Source organism: Marinovum algicola (genome assembly GCF_900109145.1).
Lineage (GTDB): Bacteria > Pseudomonadota > Alphaproteobacteria > Rhodobacterales > Rhodobacteraceae > Marinovum > Marinovum algicola.
This window is the reverse complement of sequence record NZ_FNYY01000061.1, coordinates 1-1,407: the sequence shown is the minus strand read 5'-3', so window position 1 is coordinate 1,407 and position 1,407 is coordinate 1. Positions and strand designations below refer to the sequence as shown.

Annotated in this window: 1 pseudogene; it reads right to left on the bottom strand. The window is 64.9% G+C overall.

What is annotated here, in order from left to right:
* Nucleotides 1–64: 64 nt before the first annotated feature.
* Nucleotides 65–1,311 (bottom strand): annotated as a pseudogene (locus BMW90_RS26070) (IS256 family transposase).
* Between the last annotated feature and the right edge of the window lie 96 nt (nt 1,312–1,407).

Here is a 1,407-nt window from a genome sequence, read left to right as displayed (position 1 = left end):
GATGATGTCCCAGGACGTGGTGTAGCTCACCGTGGGCCTCGCGCTTTCAAGCGGGCCGAGCTGGTCAGTCGCTCTGTGCTGCAGGCAGGCTGACACTGAGATCATCGCAGACAGGGGCGAGCGTTTCCAGCGTCATGTATCTGGCGCGTTGGACCGTCCATTCCTCGGTCTGCTCCATCAGGATCGCTCCGACGAGGCGCCGGATAGATGCCTCGTTTGGAAAGATGCCGACGACGTCCGTCCGCCGCTTGATCTCGCCGTTCAGACGCTCGATCGGATTGGTGCTGTGTAGCTTGGTGCGATGCTGGGCCGGGAAGGTCATGTAAGCCAGGACGTCCTCCTCGGCTCCATCCATGAGCGTGGCCAGCTTCGGGAGCTTGCCGCGCATCTGGTCCGCCACGAGCCGCCACTGGGCCTTCGCCGCCGCATGGTCGGGCTGCGCGAAGGCCGTGGCTATGAAGGCCGATACCACCCGGCGGCTGTTCTTGCCGGCATGGGCGAGCGCATTGCGCTGGAAGTGGACCCGACAGCGCTGCCAGGTCGTGGACAGGACCCGAGCGGTGGCAGCCTTGATGCCCTCATGCGCATCGCCCCCTCTCGGTATATTTCCTGCAGAAAAGAGCCTGCCGGGCAATGGATCACAAGCTTCACGCCGCCGAGGCCACGGCGGACGAGGTCACGCAGGAACTCGGTCCAGAAGGGCTCGGCCTCGGAGGCACCGATCGCCATGCCCAGCACCTCGCGCCTGCCGTCGGTGTTGACGCCCACTGCGAGCGTGACCGCGACCGATACGATCCGCCCGCCCTGGCGCACCTTGAGGTAGGTGGCATCGATCCAGAGGTAGGGCCATTCGCCCTCGATCGGCCGCGTCAGGAAGGCGTCCACACGCTCGTCGATCTCCTCGCACAGGCGGCTCACCTGGCTCTTCGATACCCCAGTGCCGCCCATGGCCTGAACCAGATCGTCCATGGACCGTGTCGAGACGCCATGGACGTAAGCCTCTTGGATCACGGCTGTCAGCGCCTTCTCCGCAGCACGCCGGGGCTCCAGGAAGGAGGGAAAGTAGGAGCCGGTGCGCAGTCGGGGGATGCGCAACTCCACGCTGCCCGCTCGGGTCTGCCAGTCCCGGGTACGGTAACCATTACGCTGCGCAAGACGCTCGACGCTCTTCTCGCCGTAGTCGGCGCCCGTCTTGGTGCCGACCTCCAGGTCCATCAGCCGTTCGGCGGCGAAACCGATCATCTCGCGAAGCAGGTCGCCATCAGCGCTCTTTTCCACGAGAGCGCGCAGGTCCATCATCTGTTTGGTCATCGGGTGTTGTCCTCGGTTCAGGTTGGTGGTCACAACCCGACCCTACCGAGAAACCCGATGGCCACCGCAAGCTACACCACGTCTCGGGACGTCACC